This is a genomic window from Veillonella fallax, assembly GCF_020687175.1.
In the GTDB taxonomy this organism is placed as follows: domain Bacteria; phylum Bacillota; class Negativicutes; order Veillonellales; family Veillonellaceae; genus Veillonella; species Veillonella fallax.
The window spans coordinates 78,243-93,543 of record NZ_JAJEQD010000006.1; the positions used below are offsets into that span (position 1 = coordinate 78,243).

At 39.5% G+C, this 15,301-nt stretch carries 13 protein-coding genes; all 13 read right to left on the minus strand.

Annotated features, from left to right (window positions below):
- Window positions 1-98: 98 nt before the first annotated feature.
- On the minus strand, window positions 99-1,559 hold the full coding sequence (locus tag LKD20_RS04145; protein ID WP_227720989.1) for a TolC family protein: 1,461 nt from the start codon (window positions 1,557-1,559) through the stop codon (window positions 99-101).
- A 42-nt stretch (window positions 1,560-1,601) separates the two neighbouring features.
- Window positions 1,602-2,861, minus strand: a complete 1,260-nt coding sequence (locus tag LKD20_RS04150) for an MlaD family protein (protein ID WP_227720990.1) — start codon at window positions 2,859-2,861, stop codon at window positions 1,602-1,604.
- Window positions 2,861-3,619 carry an ABC transporter ATP-binding protein gene (locus LKD20_RS04155; protein WP_227720991.1) on the minus strand — a complete coding sequence of 253 codons (759 nt, stop codon included), beginning with the start codon at window positions 3,617-3,619 and terminating at the stop codon, window positions 2,861-2,863. The genes LKD20_RS04150 and LKD20_RS04155 overlap by 1 nt, the downstream gene beginning before the upstream one ends.
- Before the next feature lie 20 nt (window positions 3,620-3,639).
- Window positions 3,640-4,401, minus strand: coding sequence for an MlaE family ABC transporter permease (locus LKD20_RS04160; protein ID WP_039969447.1), 762 nt, complete (start codon window positions 4,399-4,401; stop codon window positions 3,640-3,642).
- Between the two features lie 31 nt (window positions 4,402-4,432).
- A complete protein-coding gene (locus LKD20_RS04165; RefSeq protein ID WP_005387254.1) occupies window positions 4,433-6,439 on the minus strand; it encodes a SpoIVB peptidase S55 domain-containing protein in 2,007 nt (668 codons plus the stop codon).
- A 12-nt stretch (window positions 6,440-6,451) separates the two neighbouring features.
- Window positions 6,452-6,736 carry a biotin/lipoyl-containing protein gene (locus LKD20_RS04170; RefSeq protein WP_005387253.1) on the minus strand — a complete coding sequence of 95 codons (285 nt, stop codon included), beginning with the start codon at window positions 6,734-6,736 and terminating at the stop codon, window positions 6,452-6,454.
- 88 nt (window positions 6,737-6,824) lie between these two features.
- Window positions 6,825-8,168: a phosphodiester glycosidase family protein gene (locus LKD20_RS04175; RefSeq protein ID WP_227720992.1), complete on the minus strand. Its 1,344-nt coding sequence runs from the start codon at window positions 8,166-8,168 to the stop codon at window positions 6,825-6,827.
- Window positions 8,169-8,385: 217 nt separating this feature from the next.
- The gene (locus LKD20_RS04180) at window positions 8,386-9,771 is read right to left on the minus strand and encodes a rod shape-determining protein (RefSeq protein WP_227720993.1); all 1,386 of its coding nucleotides are present in this window, start codon (window positions 9,769-9,771) and stop codon (window positions 8,386-8,388) included.
- Window positions 9,752-11,017: a UDP-N-acetylglucosamine 1-carboxyvinyltransferase gene (gene murA, locus LKD20_RS04185; RefSeq protein ID WP_105086170.1), complete on the minus strand. Its 1,266-nt coding sequence runs from the start codon at window positions 11,015-11,017 to the stop codon at window positions 9,752-9,754. The genes LKD20_RS04180 and murA overlap by 20 nt, the downstream gene beginning before the upstream one ends.
- A gap of 218 nt (window positions 11,018-11,235) precedes the next feature.
- The gene (gene glpX / locus LKD20_RS04190) at window positions 11,236-12,198 is read right to left on the minus strand and encodes a class II fructose-bisphosphatase (protein WP_227720994.1); all 963 of its coding nucleotides are present in this window, start codon (window positions 12,196-12,198) and stop codon (window positions 11,236-11,238) included.
- Window positions 12,199-12,264: 66 nt separating this feature from the next.
- Window positions 12,265-12,909, minus strand: a complete 645-nt coding sequence (fsa, locus tag LKD20_RS04195; RefSeq protein WP_227720995.1) for a fructose-6-phosphate aldolase — start codon at window positions 12,907-12,909, stop codon at window positions 12,265-12,267.
- A 13-nt stretch (window positions 12,910-12,922) separates the two neighbouring features.
- Entirely contained in the window at window positions 12,923-14,203 is a 1,281-nt protein-coding gene (gene serS / locus LKD20_RS04200) for a serine--tRNA ligase (protein WP_227720996.1), read from the minus strand.
- 124 nt (window positions 14,204-14,327) lie between these two features.
- Window positions 14,328-15,281 (minus strand): cation diffusion facilitator family transporter, encoded by a 954-nt coding sequence (locus LKD20_RS04205; protein ID WP_227720997.1) that lies wholly within the window; start codon window positions 15,279-15,281, stop codon window positions 14,328-14,330.
- Between the last annotated feature and the right edge of the window lie 20 nt (window positions 15,282-15,301).

The following is a 15,301-nucleotide window of genomic DNA, read 5'->3' on the forward strand; positions in this document are numbered from 1 at the left end:
TTAACCATTACCTTAACAAAGAAATAAGAATATATGATGAATCTATGTATATCAAATATTTCACATAAAAAAAGACGACCCAAGTCGTCTTTTTTATGTTATTGATTGCCACCAAGTTGTGCTAATTGTTCAGCTGCACCACTGTTTGCAATAATTTCTGCGCCTTGTCCAACTGGAGTATTCAATGGAACACCTGTCAATTGTTCAAGAGCTGCAATGCTAATATTGTAATTGTAAAGAGCTTGTACATAGTTATTACGAGCATCTGTTAATTTAGTTTCCGCATCGAGTACATCAAGGTTTGTACCAACCCCCGCACGATAGCGAAGTGTAGCAATACGGAAGCTTTCTTGACCTTGAGCAACTGCAGTTTGAGTGCTTTGAATTGTTTGCTCTGCAGAACGCAAGTTCAAGTATGCTTTTTGTACTGCTAATAATACAGCATCAACAGTAGCTAAATTAGCCTCTTTCGCTTGTTCAAGTTGTGCATTTGCTTTTTTAATTGCATTTTGTGTTGCACCACCATCCCATAAGCTCCAAGATGCAATAGCACCTACACTCCAGGATTTTGTGCTTGTTCCGAAGTAACCATCTGGATCGGCGTAACCACGACCAGCTTTTACAGCTACCGTTGGCAAGTAGCCAGATTTAGCAGATTTTACAGCCTCTTCTGCAGATTTTACATCAAGCGCAGATTTTACAAGGGCAGAACGGTGAAGCAACGCATATGCCTTAGCTTGTTCCAATGTAACATTGTAAGGTTTATATTGTAAGTCATGTTCTGCTGTATTAATAGCTGTTTGTACAGGATATGCAATGACTTGATTCAAGCTAGCCTCTGCTAAATTTGCAGAATTTTGTGCTTTTACAAGATTTGTTTCAGAATCAGCAAGATTTGTTTTAGCAGCCAATACATCAGAACTTGCTACCAAACCAACATTATATTGAGCTTGCACATTTGTTACATGACCTTGGTAATCTTTAACAGCTTGTTGAGCCACATCAACAAGATTACGATTCATGATCAATGTATAGTAGCCACTAATAGCATCATATTTTGCTTGTTGCAATGCTTCTTCATAGCTAGCGCCAGTGCCTTCACGAGTATAACGTGCAGAATCAATACTTGCATCGAGTTGAGGATTAAATACAGGAGCACTAATGGAGAAGTTATGACTACCAGATTTACCACGGCCAGTGTCACCGCCTGTTTTTTGAGCAGACCAACCATAGCTTACACTAGGGTTCTTGCCTGCTGCTACTTGGCTCACTGCAGATTTAGCAGCTTCATAGCCCCATTTAGTTTGTTTTGCTGTACGGTTATTCGCCAACGCCAACTCTATGGTACGAGTCTCATCGAGGTCCAATTTGCTCTCATATGTTTTACTATCTTGAACAGATTTTTCGGCTAATTGCTTTTGTGTTAATTGAATCGCTTCTTTTTGATATTTGCTTAATTGGTCTCCATTATTAACGGAAGTTGTAACTACATCAGCAGCCATTGCACCTGTAGTAGCTAAGGAGAGCATTACACCTAAGGATAAAACCTTTTTATTCATAATATGTACCTCCATACTCACCTAAAGTGAATGTATTAGTCTTTAAAATACTTGTTTGATACCAAAGTAGGTACCACCATTCGTGGAACCGAACGGTCTGGTCATTTGAATAACCCCATAAGTATCTTTATGTAAACGTATATCACTACGAATACGATATTTGCGATTGTTAAGGTCATATACCGCTGCGGATAATGAAACTGGACCACGTAAATTATAGTCAACGCCAAGTCCTAATTCACTTTCAAAAATACCGCCCCGTACTAGCCATTTAGAGCTAATGAATCGACCTGCATTTAAATCGAATTTAGTGCCATCGCCGATATTGGAAAGGCCAAGCTCAGCCATACCTTTATCATTATAAGCACGAACACGACCATTGATGCGGAATTCATCATCTGTTGTGTTATATAACAAATCTACAGAAGGCTCAACTTTAGTAGATGACTTTTTTTCAACATTATTTCCATCTACTACATTTCCACTTGCATCAGTTTGATATGCTTTACCACCCATCAATTTGTTGATGCGAGCTGAAATCTGTGCCGTATTATGTAATGTTTCCTTAATATTTTCCTGTGCTTTAGGATCAGTTACAGTAGACTCCATAGAACGAGCCATATTATCTACACGATCCGTAGTTTGTTTTAAGTTAGTCAAAATAGCACGCATATCATTGCCTGCATTACCATCTGCATTAAATTGTTGAGCAGCTTGATTTAGCTGTGCCGTTACATCAGCCATATTTTGTGTAATCGCTACAGCATTATCAGCCATCGTCGCAGTAGATTGCAAGGAATGTTTAAGTGCATTTTGCGTTGCTGGATCACCAATAATATTATTGATAGATTGCAACATTTTTTCGGTACCATCCATTAACTTTTGAGCACTTTGCATCGCTTTATCCATAGCGTCTGCACCTTCGCCCTTAACAGAGTCACCATCTTGTAAAAACACCTTAGATTGACCTGGTGAAATTTGAATAAATTTATCACCTAAAAAACCATCTGATCCCAATGTGAACGTAGAATCACTTGGAATTTGTGTTTTTTCATCAAGCTTCATTTTTACTACAACACCATGCGGAGTAATCTCGATATCAGAGACATTACCGATGGCCACACCTGAATATTTAACTTGATTGCCATTTTTTAGGCCATTAACTTGAGCAAAATCGCCAATAATCGTCATTTGTGGCTTAGCCCATATATCAATGCGACCTACAAAAAGTATTCCCGCAATAAATAGAGCTATACCTATTATTGTGAAAGCCCCTACCTTGGCCTCCGTCGTCCACTTCATTACACATCTCCCATCGCAGATACATTAATTGGTTCTGCTTCACCATGAATAAACTGTTGTACCTTTTTATTTGTAGAATTCTTAAAGTCTATTGTATCAGAAATTTCCACAAATTTCCCCTTATCAAGTAAAGCTATGCGATTTGCCACGTAAAACGCGGATTGCATATCATGTGTTACTACAATAGAAGTACAACCAAGCCGTTGTTGCATCCCCTTAATGAGCATACTAATCGTACCAGATGTAATAGGATCCAAGCCGGATGAAGGTTCATCATAGAGGATTAAGCTTGGGTCTAGCGCTATGGCGCGAGCTAAGCTAACGCGCTTTTTCATACCGCCTGACAATTCGTTAGGCATATAGGATTCATACCCTTTCAAACCGACCCAATCTAGTCGCTCTGCTACAATGCGTCGTATCTCATCGTCGCCTAAGTCCGTATGTTGACGTAAGCCAAAGGCCACGTTTTCGCCTACCGACATAGAATCAAACAGAGCAGAGTATTGGAATACCATCCCCATTTTTCTTCGTACTGTATTAAATTCATCTTCAGATAATGTTGTAATATCTGTGCCATCTACAATAATCTGTCCCGATGTAGGGCGCTGCAAGCCAATTAATAATCGAAGCAATGTACTTTTACCACTGCCACTACCACCTAATATGACTAACGTCTCCCCATCATCAATGGTGAGATTAATGGAGTCTAAAATCACACGTGACTCATAGGCAACTACAACATCGCGTAGTTCTATCATAAATCCCTCTAGCGTATCTACTAATATAACAAGGTAGATAAAAAGTAATTTAATACAAATACTAAAATAATACTAGTTACTACAGAACTAGTTGTGGAAAAGCCTACGGCTTCTGCGCCCATTTTAGTTTCCATCCCCTTATAGGAGCCTACCAATGCAATAACAGCACCAAACACACTGGACTTAACTAAGCCTAATGTGAAGTCTGAAATAGTAGAAAACATTTGAATAGAATCTAAATAGGTACTTGGCGCTAAACCCTTAATTGCAGTAGCCACAAAGTAACCACCTGCAATGCCAATTACTACACCATAAAACGCCAATATAGGCACCATAATCATACATGCTACTACACGAGGTACCACAAGATAACCAATAGGATCGACAGCCATAACACGAAGCGCATCGATTTGTTCGGTTACCTTCATTGTACCAATTTCAGCCGTGATGGCAGCGCCAACACGGCCAGCTAGTACTACCCCTACTAAGATGGGACCTAATTCACGTCCCATAGCAACAGCCATAAGACCACCTACAGTGCTTTGTGCACCATATGTAATCAATACATCTGTAATCTGTAAGGTCATAACTGCACCAGCAAAGAGTAACGTTAAACTGATAATCGGCAACGAATCTACGCCTAAGTGAGCCATCTGCTGAAACACATGCCACAGATTAATCATTTTCAGTTGTCTAATTGTGTGCCACACCAATAATGTAGCACTCCCCATCTGTGATAGGCCGTTCATTACAGCTCGTCCTATCGATTCTAGCCAATTCAACAGTTTAGCCCTTTCCCCTTACATTTTCAGCTTATTCAGCTGCATTAGTATCATTTACTTTAGATTCATCCTTTTTATCAGGTGTTTTTTGGTCTTGTTTATCAGATTTTTTCACATCTTGTTTATCAGACTTTTTCACATCTTTTTTACTGGATTTATCCTTTTTGGATTGGTCTTCCAATTCTAATTTATGTTCCATCTTGCTTTGATTTTTAACTTCTTTTACGCGTTTAGCTAATGCTTTATCGCGATCGGCTGGTTTCATAACATGAATTGTAAATTGACCATCACCTTGAACGATGTATTCCGTATCAATAGCAGTTTTTTCTATTTGATTATCATCGTCCTTACTAGAACTCAAATCTTCTTGACCTGTTTTTTTCTTTACATCCCCTGGCATAGGTTTTGATTCCACATCTTTAAGTTTAGCTTTTTTAACAGATTGGGAACCATCTTCATCAACAAGACTAATGCCATCTTCTAAAAACTCTACAACGATTTGATTATTTGTATCAGTCTTTTGAATTTCATCATAAAGTTCATTAAAATCTTTATGAACTTTTAAGCGACGTAAAATTTCATCAGTTAAATTATATTTTTGCTTTTCTAATACATAAGGTAATGGGATTTCACCGCCCCCACGCACCTCTAAGGTATACTTGCCAACAGCTTGATCCTCAGGAACCTTAAAGAAGATTTGTTTAACGACCTTCTCACCGCGGAACGGCTCCAACGTTACATCTACAACGATTGTATCACCAGGGGAAACAATGGTTGAAGATGCAGAGGCATCAACAAGCTTAGCTGTTTTCTTATCTTGTGTCACCTCAGTTTCTACAGAGATGTCAGAAATTTCATAATTAATGAATCGGTTATTCATAAGAACGTCGATAACATTATAGAACTCATCAACAGCCTTCTCAGAGATAGAGTCAGAGCTATAGAACATATTAGTTCGCGTCAACGGTTTATGCTCTTTACCTCTTGGTGTGATTGTATAAGAAATGGTAGCCGTACCAGCGCCACTACGATCCAACGTTTTATTCAACATGTTATATAGAGATGTAGCCGCTAAAGTCGGTGTCATCTCACTATCTTCAATAACCTTAACAGAGCTAGTTTTATCACGCCCCATATCAAGGTCTTTCAAATGGAATCGCATAGGGATCCCTGGAGAAATCACACCAGAAACACCTGCAATACCAGCACCTCTATCTTCAGTTACAGAGCCAACTTCCTTGCCCATAGAGCCCAATTTGAAAGCAGCATCATAACTTTTAACTACTGTAAAGATGCTTGCATTATGCATGAAGTAGTTTGAGGAGCCATGTTTTAAGAATGGATGACCAAAGGCAACAATCTTTTCCCCATCTACATAGGTAACAGTACCAATGGCCCCCAGTTTTAGGTCACCATCAACTAGTAATGCTGCTACAGAACCACCGGCTTCTAGAGGTTTAGCAATTTCATCACCACTAGCACTAGCCGTATCATATGTTTCATATTTATATTGTGGCAACTTGGATTTGAAGTAATCCATGGATGCTGCATCAAAGCCATAAGCCATAAGTGGCGTGCCAAGAGGGATCAATTGTTTATCATCCCATGGTTTGGATAAGTTCTTCTCATATGGAATATTCCATAATTTCACCATATCCTCGATAGGGGTAATCATCCCAATCGTACCATCTGCAAAGCCCCAGCCATAAGCAACAGCACCAACGAGCTTACCATTTATATATACAGGACTACCACTCATGCCATGAGCGATGCCGCCTGTTTTTTCCATAACAGGACCAGAGAACTTCGCTAAAATAAGATGACCAGATGGTCCCTTATCCTTCATGACACCAAGTACCTTTACATCAAAGGTAGAAATGGTATCTCCTACAATTACAGTTTTTGCAATGCCTTCCATACCTGTAGTTACATCATTGACAGGCATGAAATCAACAGCCTGTGCAGCTGTAAGTGAAGTACAGAAGAAAAGCGCCAGTATCGCTTTTCTATACCGACGCCAAGAATGAGAAAACTTCATTCCTTCTCTCCTTTATTTACTTTCTACTGTGACAACGATTTGATCACGAGAAACGTCTGAGCCCACTGTAACATTAACCGCCGTTACAGTACCAGTTACAGTAGATTTAGCAGCAGCCATAGGGCCAGCCAATGTCTCTACAGTTACCAATGTTTGACCTTCTGTTACAGCAGAGCCAACAGAAACTGTAGAAGCAACTTTACCTGTTAATACACTTTGGTATGATACAGGGGCCGCCATTACAGAGCTAACACTTAAAATGCCTAAAGCAGCTAATGCCAACACTACTCTTTTCATAACGATCCCTCCTTTTACAAAATTAGTTATATATTTATAGTATACTAAATTATTACTAATATTTCAAACAAAATTGTATGCAACGAATTCATTTTATAATTACAATATCCTCATAGGTCGTAGGATTTGAAGTCGCTTTATGAACGTATGTATCATTGACTACTAAATCAACACTACCTTGATTCGATAATTCAGCACCATCCACGACGCCTAGTTTGGATAATAGTTGAGCCCCTTCTTGTTGTGTAACCCCTACGGATTGAAGCCCAGCTTTATCAACAGTAAGAACCACCAAATTATGATCTTTAGTAGTTCCTATAAAACTACGAGCTTTATTATGGGTCCCATCAGCACCAACATAGTTACCATTTTTCAAAACCATAGTACCTGCTTGTAAAGCTGCTCCACCAGTGGTATTCACTTGTGCCAACTCCGGTCTATTTTGAATCGTAATCGGTGTGCCCACCTTTAATTTACGTAACGCATCCCTAGATTCTCCATGACCAGATAATACGTATTGGTTTTCTCCAATTTTAGAATTCCCTTTTTGACCACTAACCACCTTGCCATTAGCAACAGTCACTTCGTATCCAAAGTCATTAGTCTTTGTAGATGCCCCATACGCTGATGTATATAGAGTCAAAGCATTTTCTTTACGACTTGTATTAACAGAGGTAATCAGGAATGTATCCTTCTGTGTTTTAGCCTGTAGTAAAGGTCTTTTTTCTTCAATAAAATATCCACGATTTGGTGTATATCGCAAGGTGCCACGGTTAGAAATACGCTCTAAATCAATAGTTCCATCACTTGCTACCGAATAAGGGGGATCAAAACTACCACCTTTTACCTTTGCGCCAATTATAGCAGTATGCGATTGAACTACAGATGATAAGGGTTTACCTTCCGAAACATGAGCGACCACCATAGATGAATCATTGTCCACAGATAATGCAAAGGCTTGGATTTTTCCTTCTGCTACAGTGTTATTAATCTTGCTATACGTAACAGATTTATTTACATCCTTTGTTGTTTGTTGAGCATAGCTAGAAAACAAATCAACTACAATACGCGATGGCTTCTCCAATGTAAATTCATGATGTTGTACATCCTTGTTAGCCGTCAATGTTACTTGCAAAGATCCATTAACAGGTTGTAAGCCAATGCCTTTTAAAACACCTGTTTTTGTATTATTTTGCGCTATAGGACCCGTCAATCCATTTGTAGTACCACCAAGGTTAAGTGTAAGGGCATGTGTGGACTCATTATAAGACTTAGTCCAAGATACAGGCATTTCAGATACATCCAATACAATTCGACTTGTGCCTTCATGATTAGATACACGTACGCCTGTTAAATTCCCAGCCTCAGCATAAGGTATGGTACTGCCTAGAAAACCTAAAACAGCAAAAGTCATATATAAATATCGTTTCATATACAATTCCTCTATAGCGACAAACCATATTAATAAGGTTTATTTTTATACATCAATTTTATGCAATATACTTTTACTATAGTATACATCATAAAGATGAGAATTACAAAAAGAGGGCACTAAAAAACGAAGTTACTATCTACAGTTATTCCAATCATCAATGGCCTAACTATAAATAGCAACTTCGTCAATTTACATAGTATGTCAATACAATATTTTATTGTAATTCATCCAAGGTATCACGCAATTGTGACATTTCATCAAGAGCTTTAGCAACCCCTTTGATAACAGCATATCGTGGAGACTCTACCAAATACGATGCAATACCTACAGAACGTGTAATAACACGATCTAACCCATCGATGAGAGCACCGCCACCGGTAAGAATGATGCCGTGATCATTAATAGCCGCTACAAGTTCTGGTGGCGTTTTTTCTAAAATAGATTTAATTCCTTCTAGAATATTCATCACTTGCGCCTCTAAGGCACGTTGAATTTCTAAGGAATTAACAGCAACCATCTTAGGTAGTCCAGAGCTTGCATCACGCCCTCTAACCTCTATAGTTCGCTCCTTAGCACGACGATCTACAGTCCCGACAGAAATCTTAATCTTTTCTGCTGTTAAAGGTCCAATAACAAGTCTCTTCTTACGACGGATGTAACGGATAATAGATTCATTGAAGGAATCTCCCCCAATGCGAAGGGATTCACTTACAACAACACCCGTATCACAAAGAACTGCAATATCCGTAGTACCGCCACCAACATCGACAACCATGGCCCCAACTTGGTCTGCATCATTGAGACCTGTCCCCATAGCTGCCGCCAATGGTTCCTCTATCAAGACAGTCTTCTTGGCCCCAGTTCTAAGCAAAGCTTCTAAAATGGCCCGTTTTTCAACAGGTGTAATCCCAGATGGTACACATACGATAATACGCGTTTTCATCAATCTAGAAGCAGGCACGACTGAACGAATAAAATACTTTAACATAAATTCGGTCATATCATAATCTGCAATAACACCTGCTTGAACAGGGCGAATAACAGATATGCCTTTAGGTGTACGTCCTATCATAGTACGTGCAGCTTCGCCTAAGGCAAGAATATCCCCTGTTTTATCATCTTTCGCAATATAAGCTGGCTCATCTAAGACTAAGCCCTTACCTTTAGCGAAAATAAGAATATTCGCAGTTCCTAAGTCGATGCCCAAGTCAAAGTTTAATGAACGATTTAATCGTCCCATTAAATCGCCCACCTGCTCAGGACGAACTAGGCGCTTCAAGGTCATAGCTGGTGTAGTTTTTGCAATAGCTACAGTCTCACGATTACGACGTTCCACACGGCGCATCTTCGTGACTCTAACCATGGCTTCACGCATATTGGAAGCTAAATGGCTAGCTTGCTTTGCTACGCCCTCAGAAAGCTTTGTGGACTTGCGTTTTGTCCTACGCAATGGCTTTCGATTAGTGCTAGTTTTAGCATTTTCAACCTTAGCAGCACCTAAGTTTTGTTGCTCGTTGTATAAAGCCGGCCCTTTTGAGCGCCGGCTTCGTTTCTTTTTATTCTGTTTTGGCTCTGTACTTTTATTCGTCAACCCGAACAATATCAGCACCTAACCTTTGCAATTTACCTACGAAATCATCATAACCACGATCGATATGATGTAAACGACCAACTTCTGTTCTACCTTCTGCAGTCAACGCAGCACAAACAAGAGCCGCACCTGCACGCAAGTCTGTAGCATTAACTACAGCACCATGTAAGCGTGGCATACCTTCTACAATCGCTTGACGATTGTCGATATCGATATGGGCACCCATTTTGCGAAGTTCTGCAACGTGCATGAAGCGGTTTTCAAATACAGTTTCTGTTACTGTACTTGTGCCTTCAGCAATTGTAGTAAGCGCCATAAATTGAGCTTGCATATCTGTTGGGAAGCCTGGGTATGGCAATGTTTTGATATCAACAGCTTTAATGCCTTTGCCAGTGCTGATAACACGAATACCATCAATTTCTTCCTCTACAGTAACGCCAGCTTCTTTCAACTTAGCTACTACTGGTTTCAAATGTTCTGGCAATGCATTTTCTACAAATACGTCGCCACCAGCCATAGCTGCGGCAATCAAATATGTACCAGCTTCGATACGGTCAGGAATAACCGTATGAATCGCACCATGTAATTGAGGCACCCCTTCAATGCGAATTACATTGGTACCAGCACCGCGAATATTAGCGCCCATTGCATTTAAGAATGTCGCTAAATCAACGATTTCAGGTTCTTCCGCAGCATTTTCGATAACAGTTTTACCTTCCGCCATAGAAGCCGCCATAATTACATTTTCTGTAGCCCCTACACTTGGGAAATCCAAGTAAATTTGAGTACCTTTAAGGCCTTCTGGAGCATGTGCATATACATAATCTTCAGTAATTTCAATTTTAGCACCTAACGCTTCAAAAGCTTTTAGGTGAAGGTCGATAGGACGTGCACCAATTGCACAACCACCTGGCATGGAGATTTTAGCCTCCCCTTTGCGCGCCAAAAGTGGACCCATTACAAGGAAAGATGCACGCATTTTGCGTACAAGCTCATAAGGAGCTTCCGTAGCAGTTAATGTAGATGCATCGAAAATAATTTCATCATCTGCTTTATTACGAGTGATTTTAACCCCCAAAGACTCGATAACTTGGCAAATCGTACCTACATCTTCCAAATTTGGAATTTCAAGTAATTTACTAGGCGTTGATGCTAGTAAAGTACCGGCAATAATAGGGAGTACCGCATTTTTAGCACTACTAACACGTACACGGCCTTCCAACCGATTGCCACCTTGAATGATTAGCTTTTCCAACAGAATTCCTCCTACACTTTTATATCGATCATCTTGTATGAACTACAAGACGTTGTATTTATAACGTCATATACTGAATATTATTATACTATTTTTCGATATATCTCATCAAGAGACTGTGAGAAAATACTGAGAAAAAAAGCCCCTCATTTTTTTGAATAGTTCACCCCAAAATAATGATATATTTTGGGGTCCCATTCATATAGAGGGGCTTCTTATTATTTTACTTTTAAGGATTTTAACTTGTCATCCATATGCACTGTATCTAAGAAACGAACAGTACCAGTTTTAGAGCGCATTACGATAGTATGTGTACGCGCACCACCTGGGAAGTATTGAATAGCATTCAATAAGTTACCGCGAGTAATAGCAGTAGCTGCGAAGATAACATCATCTGTACGAACTAGATCATCCAATGTAAGTACTTGATTTACATCGGTAATGCCCATTTCATGACAACGACGAATTTCTTCTTCTGTTTCTGGTTTCAAGCGTGCTTGCATATCCCCACCTACACATTTCAAAGCAGCTGCAGCCAATACGCCTTCTGGTGCACCACCAGTACCAACAACCATGTGTACCCCAGAACCTTCAATACAACATTCCATAGCTGGGTTAACATCACCATCAGAAATTAACATAATACGTGCACCAAGATCACGGGCTTCTTTCATCAAACCATGATGACGTTCACGATCAAGCATAACAAGTGTAATTTCATCGACATTGCGATTCATTTTTGCCGCTACATTTTTAATATTTTCAGTTAAAGATTTAGTAATATCGATGGCACCTGCACCACGAGGACCAACGCAAAGTTTTTCCATGTACATATCTGGTGCATGTAACAAGCCACCTTTTTCAGCAATAGCCATAACTGCAATCGCACCATTTTGGCCTTTTGCAATCAAGTTTGTGCCTTCAATTGGGTCAACTGCGATATCTACTTCTGGGCCACCAGCACCTACATGTTCACCAATGTAAAGCATAGGCGCTTCATCAATTTCGCCTTCGCCGATAACTACAGTACCAGAAATACGAACAGAGTCAAATGCTTGACGCATTGCATCTACAGCAAGACCATCCGCTGCATCCTTCTGACCGCGACCAAGTAAACGACCACTGCGCAAAGCAGCCGCTTCAACGACACGAGCAAATTCCAAAGATAATGTACGATCCATAATAGGCCTCCTTATAAGTCCTGTGTGTATTGTAATATGACTCTTACATTGAGCCGAATACTTAACTTATTGATTAGCTTGTTTCCAATCTGCCATAAATTTTTCAAGCCCTGCATCCGTCAATGGATGTTTCATGGCTTGCATAAGTACTTTGAATGGTACTGTTGCAATATGAGCACCAGCTTTAGCACAATGAATAATATGCAATGGCGTTCTCACACTAGCCGCAATAATTTCAGTTTCAATGCCATGAATAGCAAATATATCTGCAATATCTTGAATCAATGTAAGGCCGTCCATGCTGATATCATCAATACGACCAACAAATGGGCTCACATAGGTAGCGCCAGCACGAGCTGCTAACAAGGCTTGATTGGCAGAGAAGATTAACGTTACATTAGTTTTAATACCTTCTTTGCTTAAAACCGCAACAGCTTTAAGACCTTCTGGAGTCATAGGCACTTTAATAACTACATTGGAGCCTAATTTTACAAGCTCATGAGCTTCAGCGATCATGCCTTCTGCATCTGAAGCAATAACCTCTGCACTTACAGGACCTTCTACAAGATTTGCAATTTCAGAAATAACTTGTTTTAAATCGCGTTTAGCTTTCACGATAAGGGATGGGTTAGTAGTAACACCATCGATAAAGCCAAAAGCATACGCTTCTTTAATCTCATCAAATTCTGCGGTATCAATAAAGAACTTCATCAAATGCCCCCTCTTATTTTGCTGCCTTGATTACTTCTACGCCACCCATGTAAGGAACAAGTACCTTAGGAATTACAACGGAACCATCAGCTTGTTGGTAATTTTCCAAGATAGCTGCTACTGTACGACCTACAGCAAGACCAGAGCCATTTAATGTATGAAGGAATTCTGGTTTACCTTTAGGTCCACGACGGAATTTAATATTTGCACGACGAGCTTGGAAATCAGTCATATTGGAGCAAGAAGAGATTTCTCTGTACTTGCCTTGAGCTGGCATCCATACCTCTACGTCATATGTTTTAGCAGAACCAAAGCCAATATCACCTGTGCAAAGTGTAATTACACGGAATGGTAATTCCAATAAACGTAATACTTCTTCTGCATTATCAGTTAACTTTTCTAATTCTGCATAAGAATCTTCAGGTTTAGCTAATTTAACCATTTCAACTTTGTTGAATTGATGTTGACGGATAAGGCCACGTGTATCACGACCTGCAGAACCAGCTTCAGCACGGAAGCACGCTGTAAATGCAGTGTAGTATTTAGGCAATTCTTCTTCGCTCAAGATTTCACCGCTATGATAATTAGTCAATGTAACCTCTGCTGTAGGGATCAAGAAGTATTCAGTATCCTCTACATGGTACATATCTTCAGCAAACTTAGGTAATTGACCAGTACCTGTCAAAGTTTCACGAGTTACCATATATGGAGTCATCATTTCAGTGTAGCCTTGTTTATCTACATGAAGATCAACCATGAAGTTAATAAGAGCACGTTCTAAACGAGCACCTAAACCTTTATATACTGTGAAACGAGCACCACTCATTTTACCAGCCCGATTGAAATCAAGGATATCAAGATTTTCACCTAAATCCCAATGAGCTTGTACCTCAAAGTCAAATTGACGTGGTTCGCCCCATTTACGTTGTTCCACATTTTCATCTTCATCAGCACCAACAGGAACAGATGCATCGCACATATTTGGCAACATCAAAGCCGCATCACGTAATTTAGCTTCTACATCGCGAATACGATTATCAAGCTCTGCAATATCATCGCCTACTTTTTTCATTTCTGCGATTTTATCATCCGCATTTTCTTTATTGCGTTTTAATTGGCTAATTTCTTCAGTTACGGAATTACGAAGAGCTTTTAACTCCTCTACTTTACCAATCAACTGACGACGTTCATCATAAGCGGATACAAAGGTTTCCAAATCGCCTTTCGTGTGACGATTATCTAAGTTTTGTTGCACTAAATCAATATTTTCACGGACAAATTTCAAGTCTAACATACTATAAACCTCATCTTCCAACTATGCTACGAACAATATATTCAATACGTTTAAGTATACCATATATTGGTGTATTTATCATTAAATTATAAGCCATCTACTAGATTTCTAATTAATTTTTATACTATTCATCATCGTCTTCTTCTAGTAAATAATCCTTTGCCATCCATTTTCGGGTACCTGTGAAAGAAATGGTTACCCATTTTTCAGTTGGATTCCCTCCGATTTCTTGGTCAATTTCATTGCGAATTGCATCGATTTCAGCAATCGTTTGATACGGAAAATTCTTACGAACTAAAATATCAATCTCAATAATTCGAGTGTTGCCATATACTTGTACACTAGAAACATAATCTTTGAAATTGTACTTTTCCATAAAGCGATCCATAATTTCTTGCACTTCATTATGTAATGAAGTCGGTGCCCATCCCAATACTTGTTTTACGGATGGGATAATAATGCGGAACGCGGATGGTATCATCTGTACGGCTAATACGATGAGAACAATCGGGTCAATATACGCTGCCCAATCAGCATATGCAGTTCCTTCTAACATAATAGCCACTACAAAGCTAATCAAGATAGCTGCTTCAAGTAACGCGTCAACATACCAACTCACATTATCAAATTTAATTAAGTTGGACTGTAAGCTTTTATTAATTCGTCGTACATACAAGTAATAGATTGTATCAGCAACGGTGAAGAAGATGGCATAATAAATGGCTGGTCCAAAATCTACATGACGGCCACCTGATATAAGGTCTGTAATGCCACTAGATAGAGCGTAAATTACAATTAGTAATATAAAGAATCCTTCTACGGCGAGTACTAAAGGTTCAAACTGCCAATAGCCAAATTGAAAGCGCTTACTCGTTTCACGGGCTATTAACTTTGCCGTCATGAGCATCATGATCTTAATTACAACATCGACAAAGGAAAATACCCCATCTAATAAGACCGCGCTAGATCCTGTAACAATCCCCATTATAGTACCACTTACTGCTACAAGGGCCATTAGCCCTACGGATTGCATAAGTAACTTCTGTTCTATAGAGCGCCTTGCCCCTAATATATCCATCAAGTCCCCCACTTTCTTAA